Origin of the sequence: Klebsiella sp. P1927 (assembly GCF_018204675.1) — a bacterium.
GTDB classification, from domain to species: Bacteria; Pseudomonadota; Gammaproteobacteria; order Enterobacterales; family Enterobacteriaceae; genus Klebsiella; species Klebsiella pneumoniae.
The window spans coordinates 3,122,989-3,139,428 of the sequence record NZ_CP073377.1; the positions used below are offsets into that span (position 1 = coordinate 3,122,989).

Below are 16,440 nucleotides of genomic sequence, written 5' to 3' on the forward strand. Positions count from 1 at the left end.
AGATTATCGCTTTGTCCGGTGACGAGAAGATAAAAAAACAGGACCCGTAAGGTCCTGTTTTTTAGTCGTCCCGCCGATCAGGCGTTGTCGTTGGCGAACGATTTATGCTTATCCGCACGGGCCGCCAGCCACAGGCCACTATTTTTCATGGCATAGCCAAAGACCAGACCCAGCGCCAGGGAAGGGATCACCAGACGCCAGTCGCCGTCTGCCGCGAAGGTCGCGCAGGCGCCGATAAAGGTGCCCGGGACAAACGACAGTAGCGTCCGTCGCGCCTGAATGCACATCAGGAAGGCGACCACACCGGTCATCATATAGCTGAGGATCTGCACCTGTGGCGCCAGCGCGCTACCGTGGATAATCACTAACGCCCAGGCCACGCCGCTCATCACCGTGCAGGACGAGATGGCCAGCCCTTTCAAGCCGCCCTGCGGGCAGGCGAAATAGGCCGTACAGCCGAGGAATCCGGCCCAGCTCAGCAGGCCGAGAGCGACCGCCACCCACCCCCAAATCCCGGAGAGGATGCCTGTCGTTAATGCGATTGCGAAGAGTATGTTCATGGCGCGTATCCTAGCAGATACGCGCCGGAAGAATGCGATCTAAAACACAGTATATGAATGAAATTTCTTTCAGTTTCATTCAAACAGTGATTTACATCACATATTATTACTCATCTTCTTCCTGAAGCTCGTCCCACATCGCGGCGATGGCGTCGCGGGTCAACGGCGCCATGGTGCGCCAGAACGGCGTGTGCGCATGGGCTTCGACTTTCCCCAGCATCGTCCCGCACCACGGCAGGATATAGTCGGCAAACAGGAGCTCCAGCGTCTCGCTCTGGTCTTCTGCGGCATGATCCTCCAGCCAGGAGGCGGCCAGCAGCAGCGAGCCGAGATGATCCGCCGGACCTTCCCCTGTCGGGATGCCGTGTTCGCTCAGAAAAGCCCAAACTTCCGCTTCCGAGGAACCCTCCACCCACGCGCTACGGTACGGCGGGACGCTGCAGGCTTCACCGACGAACAGCGCATTATAGTCCGTCGCCAGGGATTGCATTTCACAGCTTTTCTGCAGACGCGCCAGCAGCTCGTCCTGCTCAAGCGGCCAGCTGGCGGCCAGTTTGCCCTCGCGGATCAGGGTAAACAGCGGCACCAGCAGCGGGTCCTGCGGTTGACGGTAATACAGTGAACCCAGCACGCGGCAGAGGATTGAAAACTCGTTCATTCAGTTATTCCAGTTATACAAATTAAAGGTCAGCAAATTCCGGGATCGCCGGCATGCCCCGCGACTCGAGGAAGTTAAGCAGGCGACACGGAGAAACGTTGAGGATCCTCTCCTCCGGGAAATCGACCGCATCAAGGATCTTGCGGCATTCGGTAAATTCCCCAAGGGTAAAGGCGGTGTGAGAGTCCGAGCCCAGCGCCACCCATCCCCCGGCATCACGCACTGCGGCGGCGATGGCCCGGCAGTTGTCTTCACTGCCCACGCGCGATGATACGAACGAGGAGTTATTAATCTCCAGCGCCACCTGGTAGCGAGCCGCCGCTTCGGCAATCGCCGGGATATCCACCGGGAATTTCGGATTACCCGGATGGCTAATCATATGCACTTTACCGCTGGCCATCGCGGCTATCATCGCCTGTGTATGGGTGTCACGATCCTGCGGCGGAAACACCGGCTCATGAAATCCGGCGATGATCAGATCGAGAGAAGTCAACATCGGTCCGGAACAGTCGATCTCGCCTTCAATATTTTTAATATTCGACTCAATACCGCGCAGGATCCCCACCCCGTCTACCAGGCGGGGCCAGATGCGCATATTAACGAAGTGCCAGTAGTGCGGAGCATCCGCCATGTCCGGGCCGTGGTCGGTGATGGCGAAGAGTTTGATCCCTTTACGCTTTGCTTCCGCAATATAATCGTGCAGGGTGCTGTAGGCATGGGTGCTGGCGACGGTATGCATGTGCAGGTCAACGGGATACATCACATTCTCCTCTTCTGTTTGCCGCAAGAATAGCAGGAAACCGGGCTATTGATTAGCAAAAACCCCGCCGTGGCGGGGTTCTCTCGTCTTAATAACCGCGCTGGCGGTCGACCTGACCGCTTACCGGCTCCCCTCGCTCAAGCCGGCTAATGGTCTCCGCAATGTAGGTGATAGCTTCCATTGGACGGGTCACTGCCGCCACATGGGGGGTCATGGCCACCCGCGGATGCGCCCATAGCGGGCTCTCCTGCGGCAGCGGTTCGCGACTGAAGACATCGAGCATCGCCCCTTTGAGCTTACCGCTGTTCAGCGCCGCCAGCAGATCCTCTTCAACGACATGCACGCCGCGAGCAAGGTTGAGGACATAGCTCTCATCAGGCAACTGCGCCAGCAGCGTCTGGTTAATAATGCCGGCGGTTTCGGCGGTATTCGGCAGCAGGTTGATCAGCACGCGAGTGCCCTGCAGGAATTCGCCCAGCTCGGCCTGGCCGGCGAAGCTCTGCACCTGCGGCCAGGATTTGCGGCTACGGCTCCAGACGCGAAGCGGGAACCCCCAGGGTTGCAGACTTTCCGCAACCTTCGCCCCCAGCACGCCGGCGCCCATAATCCCGACGGTGAATTCGTCGGCGCGGTACTCGGGCAGCGGCTGCCAGCGGGAAGCCAGCTTCAGCGCCTGATAGTCATCAAAGCGGCGGAACCAGTGGAGCACCTGGCTCACGGCATACTCCTGCATCTGCCGTCCCATACCGGTATCTTCGAGACGAAACAGCGGAATCGACAGCGGCAGCATATCCGGATGGTCGCGCAGCTTGCTGAGAATAGAGTCCACCCCTGCCCCGAGGGCGAACACGGCCTTCAGCGCCCGGCCCTGCAGCATCTCTACCGGCGGATGCCAGACCAGGGCATAGTCCGCCGGCCGGTTATCGCCCGCTTTCCACTCGCGCACCCGCGCGCCGGGTAACTGCTTTTCCAGCTCACAGATCCAGTATTGGGTATCAAAGGTCGGATGGTAAAAAATAATCTCCATAGGGGCTCCTGATAGCAGACGCCTTTGGCCGATTAACGCTGGCGTCTTATTTTACTCATTGTTTTCTATTGGTTTGCCAGCATAACAAATTTCCCCCGAGCGAAAAGGGAAAAGCTACTGGCGACAAAAAAAACGGATTTCGCACGTTTAAGGAGCAAGTTGCTCGAAGTTTGTCTAAACGCGCTTTTTTTGCAAAAAGTTGATTGACGGGCGATACGTATTTCCCTACATTAGCGCCCGTTCCCGACAACAACGGGAAAGACAATATGGTGAGGTGTCCGAGTGGCTGAAGGAGCACGCCTGGAAAGTGTGTATACGGCAACGTATCGGGGGTTCGAATCCCCCCCTCACCGCCATATTCGAGATGAGAGCCTGTACGAAAGTACGGGCTCTTTTCTTTTATATTCTCCACAGGGGGGGATGAGAACCCCCGACCGGGGTTCGACAACTGGCGCAGCCAGTTGGACAGACCGCGCACGCAGTAAGCGGGCTGCCCCGCAGGGGCGAGCGAAGCGAGTCAATCCCCCCCTCACCGCCATATTCGAGATGAGAGCCTGTACGAAAGTACGGGCTCTTTTCTTTTATATTCTCCACAGGGGGGGATGAGAACCCCCGACCGGGGTTCGACAACTGGCGCAGCCAGTTGGACAGACCGCGAGCCTGCGAGCGGGCTGCCCCGCAGGGGCGAGCGAAGCGAGTCAATCCCCCCCTCACCGCCATATTCAAGATGAGAGCCTGTACGCAAGCACGGGCTCTTTTCTTTTATATTCTCTGCCGGGGGGGGGAGCCCCTCGAGAAAAGCCAATCCCGAAGCTAATCCTCCTCCATCCGCTGATACTCTTCGCTGAGGTAGTCCACCAGCGCCCTGACGGAGGGCAGCAGCCCGCGCCGTGAGGCAAATACCGCATGGATCGCTTCCCGCCGCGGCTGCCACTCGTCCAGAACCACCTCTAATTCACCTGACGCCAGCTGATCGCGCACCATTAATAAAGGAAGCTGCACCACGCCTACGCCGGCCATCGCCGCCTCGCGCAGCGCCAGCATATCGGTGGTCACCATTCGCGGCGTGAAATACACTTCCGCTCTCGCTCCCCCGGGCCCGGTGAGCTGCCATTTATGCTGATGCTTGTTCGCACCCAGGCTGAGGCCCGGCCAGGCGCTCAGCTCGGACGGCGCCTGCGGACGTCCGAGCCGGGAAATGAGATCCGGGCTGGCTACCAGCCGGTGCCCGCGGTCCGCCAGCACGCGCATCACCAGGTCGCTATCCTCGATGGGCCGGGGACGGACGCGGATCGCCACATCAACGCCCTCCCCGACCACATCCACCCGGCGGTTGGTCGCCTCAAGATGCAGCGTTACCCCAGGATAGCGCGCCATAAATCGCGCCAGCATCGGTCCGATATGGACATGCAGCAAGGTGACCGGACAGGTGATCCTGACGCTACCGCGCGGCTCGGCGCGCAGCGTCTCGACCGCCTGCTGCGCCGCCTCGGCCTCAATCAGCATCGCTTTGCAATGCTGATAAAAGGTCTGCCCGACCTCGGTGACCGCGAACTGACGGGTGGTTCGCTGAATCAAACGAACGCCCAACCGCTCCTCGAGTTGCGCAATGCGACGGCTGAGTTTGGATTTCGGCTGGTCAAGCGCTCGCCCAGCCGCGGCGAAACCGCCATGGTCTACCACCTGGACAAACCAGGCGAAGTCATTGAGATCCTGCATCCTTCCTCCATTGTTCCATTTTTGGAACAGTATAGGTCATTTTTGCACACTACCGCATACGTCGTCCCGGATATAAGCTTATTCACATCAGATACCGATACACAGGAGAAAGCCATGAAACAGATCACAGGAGTCTACACCGCGCCTGCGCAGCATTGGGTAGGCGACGGCTTCCCGGTTCGCTCGATGTTTTCCTATCAGACGCACGGCCAGCAGCTGAGCCCCTTCTTACTGCTCGACTATGCCGGGCCGTACACCTTCCCGGCGGGCAGCGAAAAACGCGGCGTCGGTGAGCATCCGCATCGCGGATTTGAAACCGTCACCATCGTCTACGCCGGTGAAGTAGAGCATCGCGACTCCACCGGACGCGGCGGGGTGATTGGTCCAGGCGACGTGCAGTGGATGACGGCGGGCGCCGGGATCCTGCACGAAGAGTTCCACTCGGAGGCCTTCACCCGCAGCGGCGGCGAGCTGAAGATGATCCAGCTGTGGGTCAACCTGCCCGCGAAAGACAAAATGGCGACCCCCGGCTACCAGAGCATTACCGCCGGGACGATCCCCACCGTGGCGCTGGCGAACGGCGCCGGACAGGTTCGGGTTATTGCCGGCCAGTATGACGACGTCAGCGGCCCGGCCCATACCTTCTCACCGCTTAACGTGTGGGATCTGCAGCTGAATCAGGGGCACGACCTCACGCTGCGCCAACCGGAGGGCTGGAGTACCGCGCTGGTGGTGCTGGAAGGGGAAGTGATCATTAACGGTTCCGAATCTGCTCGCGAAGGCCAGCTGGCCGTCCTGAGCCAGGCAGGTGACGCAGTGCATCTGGAGGCGACCGCCCCGGCAAAAGTTCTGCTGATGGCCGGAGAACCGCTACAGGAGCCGATTGTGGGCTATGGCCCGTTTGTCATGAATAACAAAACGCAGATCGCAGAAGCTGTACGCGATTTTAACAGCGGCCGCTTTGGCCAAATCTAACTGATTGAGGTGAATACTATGTCTACTCCCGCTAACTTTAACGGTGCTCGTCCGGTGATTGATGTTAACGATACCGCAATGCTGTTGATTGACCATCAGAGCGGTCTGTTCCAGACCGTCGGCGATATGCCGATGCCAGAGCTGCGCGCTCGCGCCGCCGCGCTGGCCAAGATGGCGTCGCTTGCCGGGATCCCGGTGATCACGACCGCCTCCGTGCCGCAGGGGCCGAACGGTCCGCTGATCCCGGAGATTCATGAAAACGCGCCGCATGCGAAATACATCGCCCGTAAAGGTGAGATTAACGCCTGGGATAACCCGGAATTCGTCGCCGCGGTGAAAGCGACCGGCCGTAAAACGCTGATTATCGCCGGGACCATCACCAGCGTCTGCATGGCCTTCCCGGCTATCGCCGCTGTCGCCGACGGTTATAAAGTGTTTGCCGTGATTGACGCTTCCGGCACCTACAGCAAAATGGCGCAGGAGATCACCCTGGCTCGCGTGGTACAGGCCGGCGTAGTGCCAATGGATACCGCCGCCGTCGCCTCTGAGCTGCAGCGCACCTGGAATCGCCCGGACGCCGCAGAATGGGCGGAGGTGTACACCAAAGTCTTCCCGGCCTACCAGCTGCTGATCGAAAGCTACAGCAAAGCGCAGGACGTCGTGAAGAATAACGAACAGCTGGATTCCCAGCGCTAAAACGCCCGCCCCGCTGAGCCGCAGCGGGGCATTGTTCATTGCGTGAGCGAACGGCAAAGAAAGAAGAAAATATGCTTGACCGTTTTAACGCAACTCCCTATAGTAGCGCCCCGTTGCCCACCCAAGGTGAGCAGCAAGACAATATGGTGAGGTGTCCGAGTGGCTGAAGGAGCACGCCTGGAAAGTGTGTATACGGCAACGTATCGGGGGTTCGAATCCCCCCCTCACCGCCATATTTTAAGAAGAGCTCGTACGCAAGTACGGGCTTTTTTTTTCGCATGTGGCACCCACCGGGGGGGATGAGAACCCCCGACCGGGGTTCGACAACTGGCAACGCCAGTTGGACAGACCGCGAGCCTGCGAGCGGGCTGCCCCGCAGGGGCGAGCGAAGCGAGTCAATCCCCCCCTCACCGCCATATTTTAAGAAGAGCTCGTACGCAAGTACGGGCTTTTTTTTCGCATGTGGCACCCGCCGGGGGGGATGAGAACCCCCGACCGGGGTTCGACAACTGGCAACGCCAGTTGGACAGACCGCGAGCCTGCGAGCGGGCTGCCCCGCAGGGGCGAGCGAAGCGAGTCAATCCCCCCCTCACCGCCATATTTTAAGAAGAGCTCGTACGCAAGTACGGGCTTTTTTTTCGCATGTGGCACCCGCCGGGGGGGATGAGAACCCCCGACCGGGGTTCGACGAGTGGCAACGCCACCCGGACAGAACGAAAAAGACAAACCTAATGATACTTTCTCACTTCGTGTTACAGGGGCTTGTTAAGCAAAAATAAAACCAGATTAGCCATATCCTCTGCATAGGTATCATAGTCATCTTGCGCGAGTGATGTATTGTTAATATGATATTTTCCTGAAACATAAAAAGAAGGCGTACCATGCACTTTCATTTTTTCGACCAGATTATCCTGTCTGGCAATTAAAGCTTTTACCATAAAGTTACTTTGCATTTCGGCATATTTCTCTGACGTAATGCCAAGTTGATTAAACACCATAACAATATCAGCTGCCGTTTTAATATCACGCTTAACCTGTAAACCCTCAAACAATAACTTTTCCACCTTGCCATCTACCCCAGCATATTGTGCTACGGCCCATGCTTCTGTTAATGCTGGTCCTAAAGGCCCCATCTGGCTGACATGGTATTTTTCCAGTTTCATATCGTCGGGCAGGCGCTTTCTGATAGCTGTATCAACATTGATGCGCTCTGCAAACGCATAACAAGGTCCGCAGTAGAAGGAAAAAAACTCAACCAGTGGCGGCGGTTGCTTAACAGTAGAATGAATAACAGTGAAGTTTTTCCCTGCCTGATAATCTTTACTATAAGCAGCGGATGACAACCCCACCATCAAAATAGTAATTAATAACTTGATAACTTTCCCATGTAAGACCATTGTGCTTCCCTTACAAGTATCCATACAATTAAATGAGTAAAACGGCGTAAGACGAAAGAAATTATTAGAAAGGCGCTTATGTATAGCAAAGCAGATATTCTTGTATTACAGAGAAGAAATTCTATCACATACAGCGATGGATCCCTCAAAACAGAAATTTTATCCGCACTTCAGACTGTCGCAAGGATCAAAACAACAAAGCCCGGGCTAGCCCGGGCCTTGCTCACAGTATGACGATTAATAATAGGCTTTCAGCGTCCGCTGGCAGAGAGCCGAGCGCACGCAGTCATCGGTGGTGAAACGCACGATGCCGATCATCTCGTCTTCCTCAAAACGCGCCAGCGCATCGCTCAGGCCAGATCTCACGCCAGAGGGCAAGTCGCACTGGGTGATATCGCCATTGACGATGACCGTCACGTTCTCCCCGAGGCGGGTTAAAAACATCTTCATTTGCGCTGCGGTCACGTTCTGGGCCTCGTCCAGAATCACCACCGCATTTTCAAAGGTACGTCCGCGCATATAGGCGAACGGCGCGATTTCCACCTTGCCGATTTCCGGACGCAGGCAGTACTGCATAAAGGAAGCCCCCAGCCTTTTCACCAGCACATCGTAAACCGGTCGGAAATAGGGAGCGAACTTCTCGGCGATATCTCCCGGTAAGAAGCCGAGATCTTCGTCGGCCTGCAGAACGGGACGGGTAACAATAATTCTGTCCACATCCTTATGGATCAGGGCTTCAGCTGCCTTCGCCGCACTGATCCAGGTCTTGCCGCATCCAGCTTCGCCGGTAGCGAAAATCAGCTGCTTATTGTCGATGGCATTCAAATAATGCGCCTGAGCCTCATTGCGCGCCTCAATTGGGGAAGTATCACGGCTGTCCCGCGCCATGCCAATTGCTTCTACGCCACTCATTTGCACAAGCGATGTGACCGATTCTTCTTCACGCTGCTTATGGCTGCGTGAATCCCGTCTCAGCACACGTTTTGCTTCACGACGAGCTTTGATCACTGCTTTTTGTCTTCCCATGGATAGCACCTTGCGTTGTTGGTTTACATCACACGCGTCAACATCGACGCGACTATGCGCACGAACGATTGAGGTTTGGCTTCCTTGTAAGCCATTGCTTGCCGGTAGAACTGACAACGAGTCGCGGCTACGCGCACCGCGTACCCTGCCAAGGTTGTAATAATGCGAAGCGGAGAGAGAAAGAGTAAGAAAATCGCTGCCGGAAGCGGGGCTTCCGTGCTGAAGAGTACGGTCTGAGGTTTTACGTTGTCCGGTACGGGACCTTACCATTCGCGATCTCCATAGTGAAACGTCACACTGCCGGGAACTACCGCGTATGTAATAAGTACATCAAAAAAGATTCTTAATGCAACTTATTTTTCACAATGACGCAACAAATAGTTCTTAAGCAAGTGTAGGAGACTATCGGTCATTTGTATTACAGAAATATAACACATGGCAGGAAATATAAGAAAAATGAGAAAAACAGCAGAAAACGCCCTGCCCTTACGGGCAGGGTCGGTATCAGGCCTGCAGCAGCGACTCTCCCAGATAGTGTTTATCATCCACTACGCCGGGTAAAACAAAGAAGTAGCCCCCGCCGATCGGTTTGACATACTCCTCCAGCGCCTCGCCGTTAAGTCGTTTCTGCACCGTCAGAAAACCCTTTTCCAGATCGTGCTGATAGCAAACGAATAACAGCCCCATATCCAGTTGTCCGGCGTTAGTAACCCCCAGCGAATAGCTGTAGCCGCGGCGCATCATCAGGCTGGACTGGGTTTCCGGCGTGCGGGGATTGGCCAGACGAATATGGCTATCCAGCGCAATGACTTCGCCGTTAGGATCTTTACTGTAATCCGGGGTATCGTGTTCGTTTTTCATCCCCAGCGGCGCACCGGTGTGCTTGTCGCGACCAAAGATCGTCTGCTGCTCCTTGAGCGGCGTCCGATCCCAGAACTCCACGTGAAACTGGATAATTCGCGCCGCCTGATAGCTGCCGCCCACGGTCCAGGCCGGCTCGTCCTGATCGGCTGTCACCCACACTACCTTATCCATCAACGCGCTGTCGTGGCTCGCCGGGTTAGCGGTGCCGTCCTTAAACCCCAACAGGTTGATGGGGGTCTCTTTGCCTTTGCTGCGCGCCGCGCTGTCGGAGATAAACCCTTCCCGCTTCCAGCGCACGCTCAGCAGATCCGGCGTATGTTTGATGACATCACGCAGGGCGTGGATCACCGTATCCTGAGTATTGGCGCAGATCTGCAGCAGCAGGTCGCCATGGCACAGCGCGGCATCCAGCGAATCGTTGGGGAAGCGGGTCATCGGCTGCAGCTTTTTCGGTGCTTTATCCGCCAGGCCAAAGCGCTCATCAAATAGCGAATGGCCGACCGAGACGGTGATGGTCAGGTTATCTGGCGCAATCCACGGCCCCAGGATGCCGGAATCCATCGGCGGCAGCCGCGGATTCGGCGTGTCCGGCGCCGGGCCGCCCTGGGTTAAAAAGGCGATACGCTGGGTCAGCAGTCGAAACAGCCGCTCGAGGTCGGCTTTATCAGCCGCCAGCACATCGAAGGCCACCAGCATCATCGAAGCCTGCTGCGGCGTCAGAATGCCCGCCTGATGCCGGCCATAGAATGGCTGCTTTTCCTGGCGCGCGTCGGGTGTGAGCGTCCCCGGGGAACTTTCCGCTTTTGCCGCATGCGCTACCGGGCAGCCGCCGGTGATGGCCAGCGCGCCGATCCCTTTCAGTAAGCGACGACGTGACGGCTCGTTCACGTCGTGGGGTTTCTGCTGTGCCATCGACTTAGTCCAGCCCCAGGATCCCGCGCAGCTGAGCCAGATCTTCCGCCAGGGTGGTGATCGGCCCTTTCAGCGCATTACGGTCGGCGGTGGTCAGCTTATCGTAGGTTTCGAAACCGTCTTTGGTGCGATATTTGCTGAGGATGCTGTCCACTTTCTTAAAGTTGGCGTCCACTTTCGCCAGCAGCGCGCTGTTCTCTTTTTGCAGCTGCGGGCGCAGCAGGTCGACAATTTTCTGCGCGCCGTCAATGTTGGCCTGGAAGTCCCACAGATCGGTATGGCTGTAGCGATCTTCTTCACCGCTGATCTTGCTGGCCGCGACTTCCTCAATTAATCCTGCCGCGCCGCCCACGACTTTTGACGGCGGGAACGCCAGCTCGCTGATACGCTTTTGCAGCTCCAGCACATCGCTGTTCAGCTGATCGGCATTTTTTTCCATCCCTTTGACGCTGTTATCGCCAAACAGCGCTTTTTCCAGACGGTGGAAACCGGTAAATTTCGGATCTTCCGCTTTTTTCTCGAAGTCGTCTTCGCGGGCGTCGATGCTGCCGTCAAGGTCAGAGAACAGCTCGGCAATGGGCTCGATGCGCTCGTAATGCTGACGCGTCGGGGCGTACAGCGCTTTCGCTTTTTCGATATCGCCGGCTTTCACCGCGTCGGTAAAGGCTTTGGTGCCGCTAACCAGCTGCGCGGTTTCCGCCGTCACATAGGCTTTATAGGCGGTGATCGCGTCGCCGAGGCTCAGCACCGCATCCGCTTTCGCCGCGTCTTTGGTGGCGGCGCCGGTGACGATCAGTTTGCCTTTCGGGTTGGTGAGCAGGCCACAGGTCATGTCATATTCGCCCGGCTGCAGGTTCGCGGTGAGCTTCTGAGTAAAGCCCGGCGCGATGTTTTCGCGCTCTTCCACCACCATCACCCCTTTCAGAATCTCCCACTCCAGCGCTTTCTGGCTGTGGTTCTGAATAATAAACTGGGTTTTACCCGCGTTAACGGTCACCTGCATCGGCTCGCACTGCTTGTCGTTGACGGTGACTTTGACCTGCGGGATATCCGCAGCCTGTGCACCGAATGCAGAGCTGAGCAGCGCGGCCACGGTCACCCGCAGCGCATTACGGCGAAAATGAATCATCATGATCATCCCTTTCGGTAAGTAGAGTGTCGCTTATAAGCTCGCAGCGCCCGGTCAGGCAGCCCGCGAGGCAGTGGTATTATTCCGCGGCGGCAGGGCAAACAGCACCAGCGCCGGGATCAGATAAAGCAGATAGACAGCCACTTCGCTGACGCTCGGCGTCTCCTGATAACCGAAGATCCCTTCCAGCAGCGTGCCGAACAGCGTATGCGTCGACAGCACGTTGCTCAGATCGAAGGCGGTATCCTGGAACAGGTTCCACAGGCCCGCCTCGTGGAAGGCGCGGATCGCCCCCGCGGCCAGGCCAGCAGCCACCAGCAGAATAAACAGGCTGGTCCATTTGAAGAACACGCCAAGGTTAAGGCGGATACCGCCCCAGTAGATCAGGAAGCCCAGCACGATAGCGGTGGCCAGACCCAGCAGCGCCCCCAGCGGCGGCCAGATACCGACATCCTGCTGGAATGCCGCCAGCAGAAAGAAGACCGACTCCAGCCCCTCACGGGCGACCGCGAAAAAGACCATCATCACCAGCGCCCAGCCGTGGTGATTACCGCGCTGCAGCGCCTTGTCCACGGCCTGCTCCAGCTGCTGCTTGACGTTGCGTGAGACATTGCGCATCCAGAAGACCATCCACGTCAGGATCACCACCGCAATGACCGCGACGATCCCTTCGAACAGCTCCTGTTCACGCTGAGGAAATTCACCGGTGGTTTCGTTGATAAAGATGCCTAAGCCAAGACATAGCGCCGCCGCGAGGATCACGCCAATCCACATCACGCCAATCCAGTTGCCGCGCTGGGTGCGTTTCAGATAGCTGGCGATCAGGCTGACAATCAGCGCCGCCTCCAGGCCTTCGCGTAACATAATGAGAAATGGGACAAACATGCCAATACCCTTAAATGTAAAACACCGTCAACGAATGCAAAAACAGGTAATATTTATGATAGTGATTATCATTACAATGCTCAGAAACACAAGCGAAATGTGCAGAGAATGATGATCAGTTGTAAATAAATCGCTGACAAATAATGACTTATGAAAATATTCGCCTGTTATGAAGGGAAAGAATAAGCAAAGGATTTTTTACGCCAGATATTTACCCGCCGTAGCGGCTATGGCTAAATGGCGGCCTTATTGACTTGCGAAAAGAACAACATGACTGCATTTTTTCATTTCCTGCTGGCGCTGGCGGTGATCCTCGCCCTGGCCTGGCTTGTCAGCTACGACAGACAAAAAATTCGTATTCGTTATATTCTCCAGTTGATTATTATCGAAATAGCGCTCGCTTTCTTTTTCCTGCACGCCGAAAGCGGCCTGTGGCTGGTAAAAAATATTTCCGGCTTTTTTGCTTCGCTGTTAGGCTTTGCCGCCGAAGGGACCAATTTCGTCTTTGGCGGCATGAGCGAAAAAGGCTTAGCCTTTATTTTCCTGGGCGTCCTGTGTCCGATTGTGTTTATTTCCGCGCTGATTGGTATTCTCCAGCACTGGCGGATCCTGCCGATTTTTATTCGCGTGATTGGCACCCTGCTGTCGAAAGTAAACGGCATGGGTAAGCTGGAATCTTTCAACGCCGTCAGCTCGCTGATCCTCGGCCAGTCGGAGAACTTCATTGCCTACAAGGGCGTACTGGGCGACCTCTCCTCACGGCGACTGTTCACTATGGCGGCGACGGCCATGTCGACCGTATCGCTGTCGATTGTCGGCGCCTATATGACCATGCTGGACGCCAAATATGTCGTCGCAGCGCTGATCCTCAATATGTTCAGCACCTTTATCGTGCTGTCGGTAATTAACCCGACGCGGCCGGGCAGCGAGCAGGAAATAAAACTCGAGAAGCTGCATGAATCGCAGAGTTTCTTTGAAATGCTCGGGGAATATATTCTGGCCGGCTTTAAAGTGGCGATGATTATTCTGGCGATGCTGATCGGTTTTATCGCCCTGATCAGCGCCATTAACGCGCTATTCGCCACCCTGTTTGGTCTCAGCTTCCAGCAGATCCTCGGCTACGTCTTTTATCCGCTGGCGTGGCTTATCGGCATCCCGCTGAGCGATGCGCTAAACGCCGGCAGCATCATGGCCACCAAACTGGTCGCTAACGAATTTGTGGCGATGATTGAGCTGCAAAAGATTGCCGCCAGCATGACCCCTCGCGGGCTCGGCATTCTCTCGGTATTCCTGGTTTCGTTTGCCAACTTTGCCTCGATCGGCATTATCGCCGGGGCGATCAAAGGCCTGAATGAACCGCAGGGCAATATCGTCTCCCGCTTCGGCCTGCGGCTGGTGTATAGCGCCACGCTGGTGAGCCTGCTTTCCGCCAGCTTCGCCGGGCTGGTGCTGTAAAACAAACGGCGGGGCTGCCCCCGCCGTTTACTCAGAACTGCACGCAGACCGGCTGGTCGACACGCATCACCGACTCCTGTGCGAAGCGTGATTTATAGCCCTGGCGCAGAGCCTCAATACCCGCCTCGCTCTGCGCGTCATGCCCATGGATCACCATCAGCGCCTTGCTCTGCTCCCGCACCACCTGACCATTCTGGCCAAGCCACTGGCCGTGGGCATCAAACACCGTCAGCCCGTCGCGAAAGCGCGGCGTGACGTCACGGTCGACAAACTGTTGCCACTCTTCAGCGGTGATGTCTTTCCCCGCCGGGCGGCTCAGACCGAAGTAAAGCGTGGTTTGCACCATGGACTTATCCGCCGGGCAGACGCCGGGCTTCGGCGCGCTGGTCGATGAACTTCCACCCGCCACGCAGCCGCTGAGTAACCCTGCCAGCACCAGCGCCATTGCACCCTGTCTGAACGTCATCTTTGCTATCCTCATTGTTATTAGTCAGGAAATATCAGCGGATTTTCAGATAATTAGCAAGGGTTATAATATTCCGGCACGGCACCAGGCAATAAAAAGCCCGCCAGCGGCGGGCTCGTGAGCATTAGATGATCTTACTCAGCCGTGGCGCGTACCGGCGGCGGCGTATGGTAGTGGGCATCCGCTTCGGCAAAGCGCTGCTGCATGCTGGCCGACGGCGCTTTATCCAGCAGGCTAAAGACCACAATCCCGATGCTGCCGAAGACAAAGCCCGGAATGATTTCATACAGGCCCAGCCAGCCAAACTGCTTCCAGACGATCACGGTCAGGGCGCCAATCACCATCCCGGCCAGCGCGCCGTTACGGGTCATGCGCGACCACATTACCGAGAACAGGACCACCGGGCCAAAGGCGGCGCCGAAGCCAGCCCAGGCGTAGCTCACCAGACCCAGCACGCGGTTTTCCGGATTGGCCGCCAGGGCAATGGCCACCAGGGCAACCACCAGCACCATCATACGGCCCACCCACACCAGCTCTTTCTGACCGGCGTTTTTACGCAGGAAGGCTTTATACAGGTCTTCGGTAATTGCGCTCGAGCAGACCAGCAGCTGACAGCTCAGGGTGGACATCACCGCCGCCAGAATCGCCGACAGCAGGATCCCGGCAATCCACGGGTTAAACAGGATTTGCGCCAGTTCGATAAACACGCGCTCGGCGTTCTGGTTAACCGCGCCCGCCAGGCTCGGGTTGTTATTGAAGTAGGCGATGCCAAAGAAGCCGACGGCCACCGCCCCGCCGAGGCAGAGGATCATCCAGGTCATACTAATGCGACGTGCGTGAACGATGCTGTGGTGCGAATCCGCCGCCATAAAGCGCGCCAGAATATGCGGCTGACCGAAATAACCCAGCCCCCAGCCCATCAGCGAGATAATCGCCACGAAGTTCAGCCCTTTCAGCATGTCGATATTTTCGATGCTCTTCTGCTTAATCACTTCCAGCGAATCGCCAAAGCCGCCGACGGAAATAATCACGATCACCGGGGTGAGGATCAGCGCGAAAATCATCAGGCTGGCCTGCACGGTATCGGTCCAGCTAACCGCGAGGAAGCCGCCGACGAAGGTATAGATAATCGTCGCCGCCGCCCCGGCCCACAGTGCGGTTTCATAACTCATGCCGAAGGTGCTTTCAAACAGACGCGCCCCCGCGACAATTCCTGAAGCGCAATAGATGGTAAAGAACAGCAGAATAACCAGCGCCGAAATAATTCTCAGCACCCGGCTTTTATCTTCAAAACGGCCGGTAAAATAATCGGGCAGCGTCAGGGCGTTATTATTCACCTCGGTATGCACGCGCAGGCGACCGGCCACCAGCTTCCAGTTAATCCACGCCCCCAGCGTTAAGCCAATGGCGATCCAGCTTTCGGAAATCCCGGAGAGGAAAATCGCCCCTGGCAGGCCCATCAGCAGCCAGCCGCTCATATCCGACGCCCCTGCGGAAAGCGCGGTCACAAATGGCCCCAGACTCCTTCCCCCGAGAATATAATCATCGAAGTTTTTGGTCGAACGCCAGGCAATAAACCCTATCAATACCATACCAAAAATATAAACAATAAATGTCACCAGCATCGGTGTGCTAATAGCCATGCAAAGTCTCCAGAATTTTTATCGACAGCGTCCAACTTCGTCGTTTTTTTCCACTACCGGAACGGGGTAATGGCGCATTGTTTAATTGGGCGACCGTATCCTGACGGAAGCTTCGGTTTTTCACAAACGATTTAACACAGCATTTACACGAAAAACCGACGGCGCAAAACGTCAATTTGTTAGAGGTTGCACTCTCTCACGTTTTTAAAGGTTGCACCAAACAAAAGTGTTAACTCACGCATACAAATACCCTATGAGCCCGGGGTTA

Annotated in this window: 15 protein-coding genes, 2 tRNA genes and 2 other RNA genes; 7 read left to right on the plus strand and 12 right to left on the minus strand. The window is 56.6% G+C overall.

What is annotated here, in order from left to right; translation table 11 throughout:
* Positions 1–77: 77 nt before the first annotated feature.
* The 4 genes from KB892_RS15905 to ghrA all read right to left on the minus strand — a co-directional run bounded on the left by KB892_RS15905 (position 78) and on the right by ghrA (position 3,005).
* Positions 78–560, minus strand: coding sequence for a DUF1097 domain-containing protein (locus KB892_RS15905; protein WP_002898950.1), 483 nt, complete (start codon positions 558–560; stop codon positions 78–80).
* A gap of 106 nt (positions 561–666) precedes the next feature.
* Entirely contained in the window at positions 667–1,218 is a 552-nt protein-coding gene (locus KB892_RS15910) for a TorD/DmsD family molecular chaperone (RefSeq protein WP_002898941.1), read from the minus strand.
* 22 nt (positions 1,219–1,240) lie between these two features.
* Positions 1,241–1,978, minus strand: a complete 738-nt coding sequence (locus tag KB892_RS15915) for a phosphatase (protein WP_002898939.1) — start codon at positions 1,976–1,978, stop codon at positions 1,241–1,243.
* 88 nt (positions 1,979–2,066) lie between these two features.
* On the minus strand, positions 2,067–3,005 hold the full coding sequence (ghrA, locus tag KB892_RS15920; RefSeq protein ID WP_002898938.1) for a glyoxylate/hydroxypyruvate reductase GhrA: 939 nt from the start codon (positions 3,003–3,005) through the stop codon (positions 2,067–2,069).
* A gap of 268 nt (positions 3,006–3,273) precedes the next feature.
* Between ghrA and KB892_RS15925 the strand changes: the two genes are divergently transcribed.
* The 3 genes from KB892_RS15925 to KB892_RS15935 all read left to right on the plus strand — a co-directional run bounded on the left by KB892_RS15925 (position 3,274) and on the right by KB892_RS15935 (position 3,724).
* Positions 3,274–3,361 (plus strand) — tRNA-Ser (locus tag KB892_RS15925).
* 43 nt (positions 3,362–3,404) lie between these two features.
* Positions 3,405–3,543, plus strand: a non-coding RNA gene (locus tag KB892_RS15930) — RtT sRNA.
* 43 nt (positions 3,544–3,586) lie between these two features.
* Positions 3,587–3,724: non-coding RNA, RtT sRNA (locus KB892_RS15935), on the plus strand.
* A 94-nt stretch (positions 3,725–3,818) separates the two neighbouring features.
* Here the strand turns inward: KB892_RS15935 and KB892_RS15940 are convergent.
* A complete protein-coding gene (locus tag KB892_RS15940) occupies positions 3,819–4,724 on the minus strand; it encodes a LysR family transcriptional regulator (RefSeq protein ID WP_002898935.1) in 906 nt (301 codons plus the stop codon).
* 114 nt (positions 4,725–4,838) lie between these two features.
* Between KB892_RS15940 and KB892_RS15945 the strand changes: the two genes are divergently transcribed.
* The 3 genes from KB892_RS15945 (at position 4,839) to KB892_RS15955 (ending at position 6,628) form a co-directional block, all read left to right on the plus strand.
* Complete coding sequence (locus KB892_RS15945) at positions 4,839–5,699, plus strand: pirin family protein (protein WP_004199757.1); 861 nt, start codon at positions 4,839–4,841, stop codon at positions 5,697–5,699.
* A gap of 18 nt (positions 5,700–5,717) precedes the next feature.
* Positions 5,718–6,395 carry an isochorismatase family protein gene (locus KB892_RS15950; RefSeq protein ID WP_002898927.1) on the plus strand — a complete coding sequence of 226 codons (678 nt, stop codon included), beginning with the start codon at positions 5,718–5,720 and terminating at the stop codon, positions 6,393–6,395.
* A gap of 145 nt (positions 6,396–6,540) precedes the next feature.
* Positions 6,541–6,628, plus strand: a tRNA-Ser gene (locus tag KB892_RS15955).
* A gap of 519 nt (positions 6,629–7,147) precedes the next feature.
* On the opposite strand, the gene KB892_RS15960 is transcribed toward KB892_RS15955, so the two are convergent.
* From KB892_RS15960 to efeU, 5 genes are all read right to left on the minus strand, one after another.
* Positions 7,148–7,792: a DsbA family protein gene (locus tag KB892_RS15960; RefSeq protein ID WP_002898924.1), complete on the minus strand. Its 645-nt coding sequence runs from the start codon at positions 7,790–7,792 to the stop codon at positions 7,148–7,150.
* A 237-nt stretch (positions 7,793–8,029) separates the two neighbouring features.
* Positions 8,030–8,818 (minus strand): phosphate starvation-inducible protein PhoH, encoded by a 789-nt coding sequence (gene phoH / locus KB892_RS15965; RefSeq protein WP_002898923.1) that lies wholly within the window; start codon positions 8,816–8,818, stop codon positions 8,030–8,032.
* 504 nt (positions 8,819–9,322) lie between these two features.
* Positions 9,323–10,594, minus strand: a complete 1,272-nt coding sequence (gene efeB, locus KB892_RS15970; protein ID WP_062954980.1) for an iron uptake transporter deferrochelatase/peroxidase subunit — start codon at positions 10,592–10,594, stop codon at positions 9,323–9,325.
* Between the two features lie 4 nt (positions 10,595–10,598).
* Positions 10,599–11,726, minus strand: coding sequence for an iron uptake system protein EfeO (gene efeO / locus KB892_RS15975; protein ID WP_072353966.1), 1,128 nt, complete (start codon positions 11,724–11,726; stop codon positions 10,599–10,601).
* A gap of 51 nt (positions 11,727–11,777) precedes the next feature.
* Entirely contained in the window at positions 11,778–12,608 is an 831-nt protein-coding gene (efeU, locus tag KB892_RS15980) for an iron uptake transporter permease EfeU (RefSeq protein ID WP_002898913.1), read from the minus strand.
* Between the two features lie 270 nt (positions 12,609–12,878).
* Between efeU and KB892_RS15985 the strand changes: the two genes are divergently transcribed.
* Positions 12,879–14,063, plus strand: a complete 1,185-nt coding sequence (locus KB892_RS15985; RefSeq protein WP_002898911.1) for a NupC/NupG family nucleoside CNT transporter — start codon at positions 12,879–12,881, stop codon at positions 14,061–14,063.
* A gap of 31 nt (positions 14,064–14,094) precedes the next feature.
* On the opposite strand, the gene KB892_RS15990 is transcribed toward KB892_RS15985, so the two are convergent.
* Both KB892_RS15990 and putP read right to left on the minus strand, forming a co-directional pair.
* Positions 14,095–14,529, minus strand: a complete 435-nt coding sequence (locus tag KB892_RS15990; protein WP_004150827.1) for a DUF3574 domain-containing protein — start codon at positions 14,527–14,529, stop codon at positions 14,095–14,097.
* Positions 14,530–14,663: 134 nt separating this feature from the next.
* Positions 14,664–16,172 (minus strand): sodium/proline symporter PutP, encoded by a 1,509-nt coding sequence (gene putP / locus KB892_RS15995; RefSeq protein WP_004147889.1) that lies wholly within the window; start codon positions 16,170–16,172, stop codon positions 14,664–14,666.
* Between the last annotated feature and the right edge of the window lie 268 nt (positions 16,173–16,440).

What these genes read in the sequence shown, in the direction of transcription:
- KB892_RS15905 (WP_002898950.1), bottom strand. Translation starts at nt 560, where the DNA reads ATGAACATACTCTTCGCAATCGCATTAACGACAGGCATCCTCTCCGGG.
- KB892_RS15910 (WP_002898941.1), bottom strand. Translation starts at nt 1,218, where the DNA reads ATGAACGAGTTTTCAATCCTCTGCCGCGTGCTGGGTTCACTGTATTAC.
- KB892_RS15915 (WP_002898939.1), bottom strand. Translation starts at nt 1,978, where the DNA reads ATGTATCCCGTTGACCTGCACATGCATACCGTCGCCAGCACCCATGCC.
- ghrA (WP_002898938.1), bottom strand. Translation starts at nt 3,005, where the DNA reads ATGGAGATTATTTTTTACCATCCGACCTTTGATACCCAATACTGGATC.
- KB892_RS15940 (WP_002898935.1), bottom strand. Translation starts at nt 4,724, where the DNA reads ATGCAGGATCTCAATGACTTCGCCTGGTTTGTCCAGGTGGTAGACCAT.
- KB892_RS15945 (WP_004199757.1), top strand. Translation starts at nt 4,839, where the DNA reads ATGAAACAGATCACAGGAGTCTACACCGCGCCTGCGCAGCATTGGGTA.
- KB892_RS15950 (WP_002898927.1), top strand. Translation starts at nt 5,718, where the DNA reads ATGTCTACTCCCGCTAACTTTAACGGTGCTCGTCCGGTGATTGATGTT.
- KB892_RS15960 (WP_002898924.1), bottom strand. Translation starts at nt 7,792, where the DNA reads ATGGTCTTACATGGGAAAGTTATCAAGTTATTAATTACTATTTTGATG.
- phoH (WP_002898923.1), bottom strand. Translation starts at nt 8,818, where the DNA reads ATGGGAAGACAAAAAGCAGTGATCAAAGCTCGTCGTGAAGCAAAACGT.
- efeB (WP_062954980.1), bottom strand. Translation starts at nt 10,594, where the DNA reads ATGGCACAGCAGAAACCCCACGACGTGAACGAGCCGTCACGTCGTCGC.
- efeO (WP_072353966.1), bottom strand. Translation starts at nt 11,726, where the DNA reads ATGATGATTCATTTTCGCCGTAATGCGCTGCGGGTGACCGTGGCCGCG.
- efeU (WP_002898913.1), bottom strand. Translation starts at nt 12,608, where the DNA reads ATGTTTGTCCCATTTCTCATTATGTTACGCGAAGGCCTGGAGGCGGCG.
- KB892_RS15985 (WP_002898911.1), top strand. Translation starts at nt 12,879, where the DNA reads ATGACTGCATTTTTTCATTTCCTGCTGGCGCTGGCGGTGATCCTCGCC.
- KB892_RS15990 (WP_004150827.1), bottom strand. Translation starts at nt 14,529, where the DNA reads ATGACGTTCAGACAGGGTGCAATGGCGCTGGTGCTGGCAGGGTTACTC.
- putP (WP_004147889.1), bottom strand. Translation starts at nt 16,172, where the DNA reads ATGGCTATTAGCACACCGATGCTGGTGACATTTATTGTTTATATTTTT.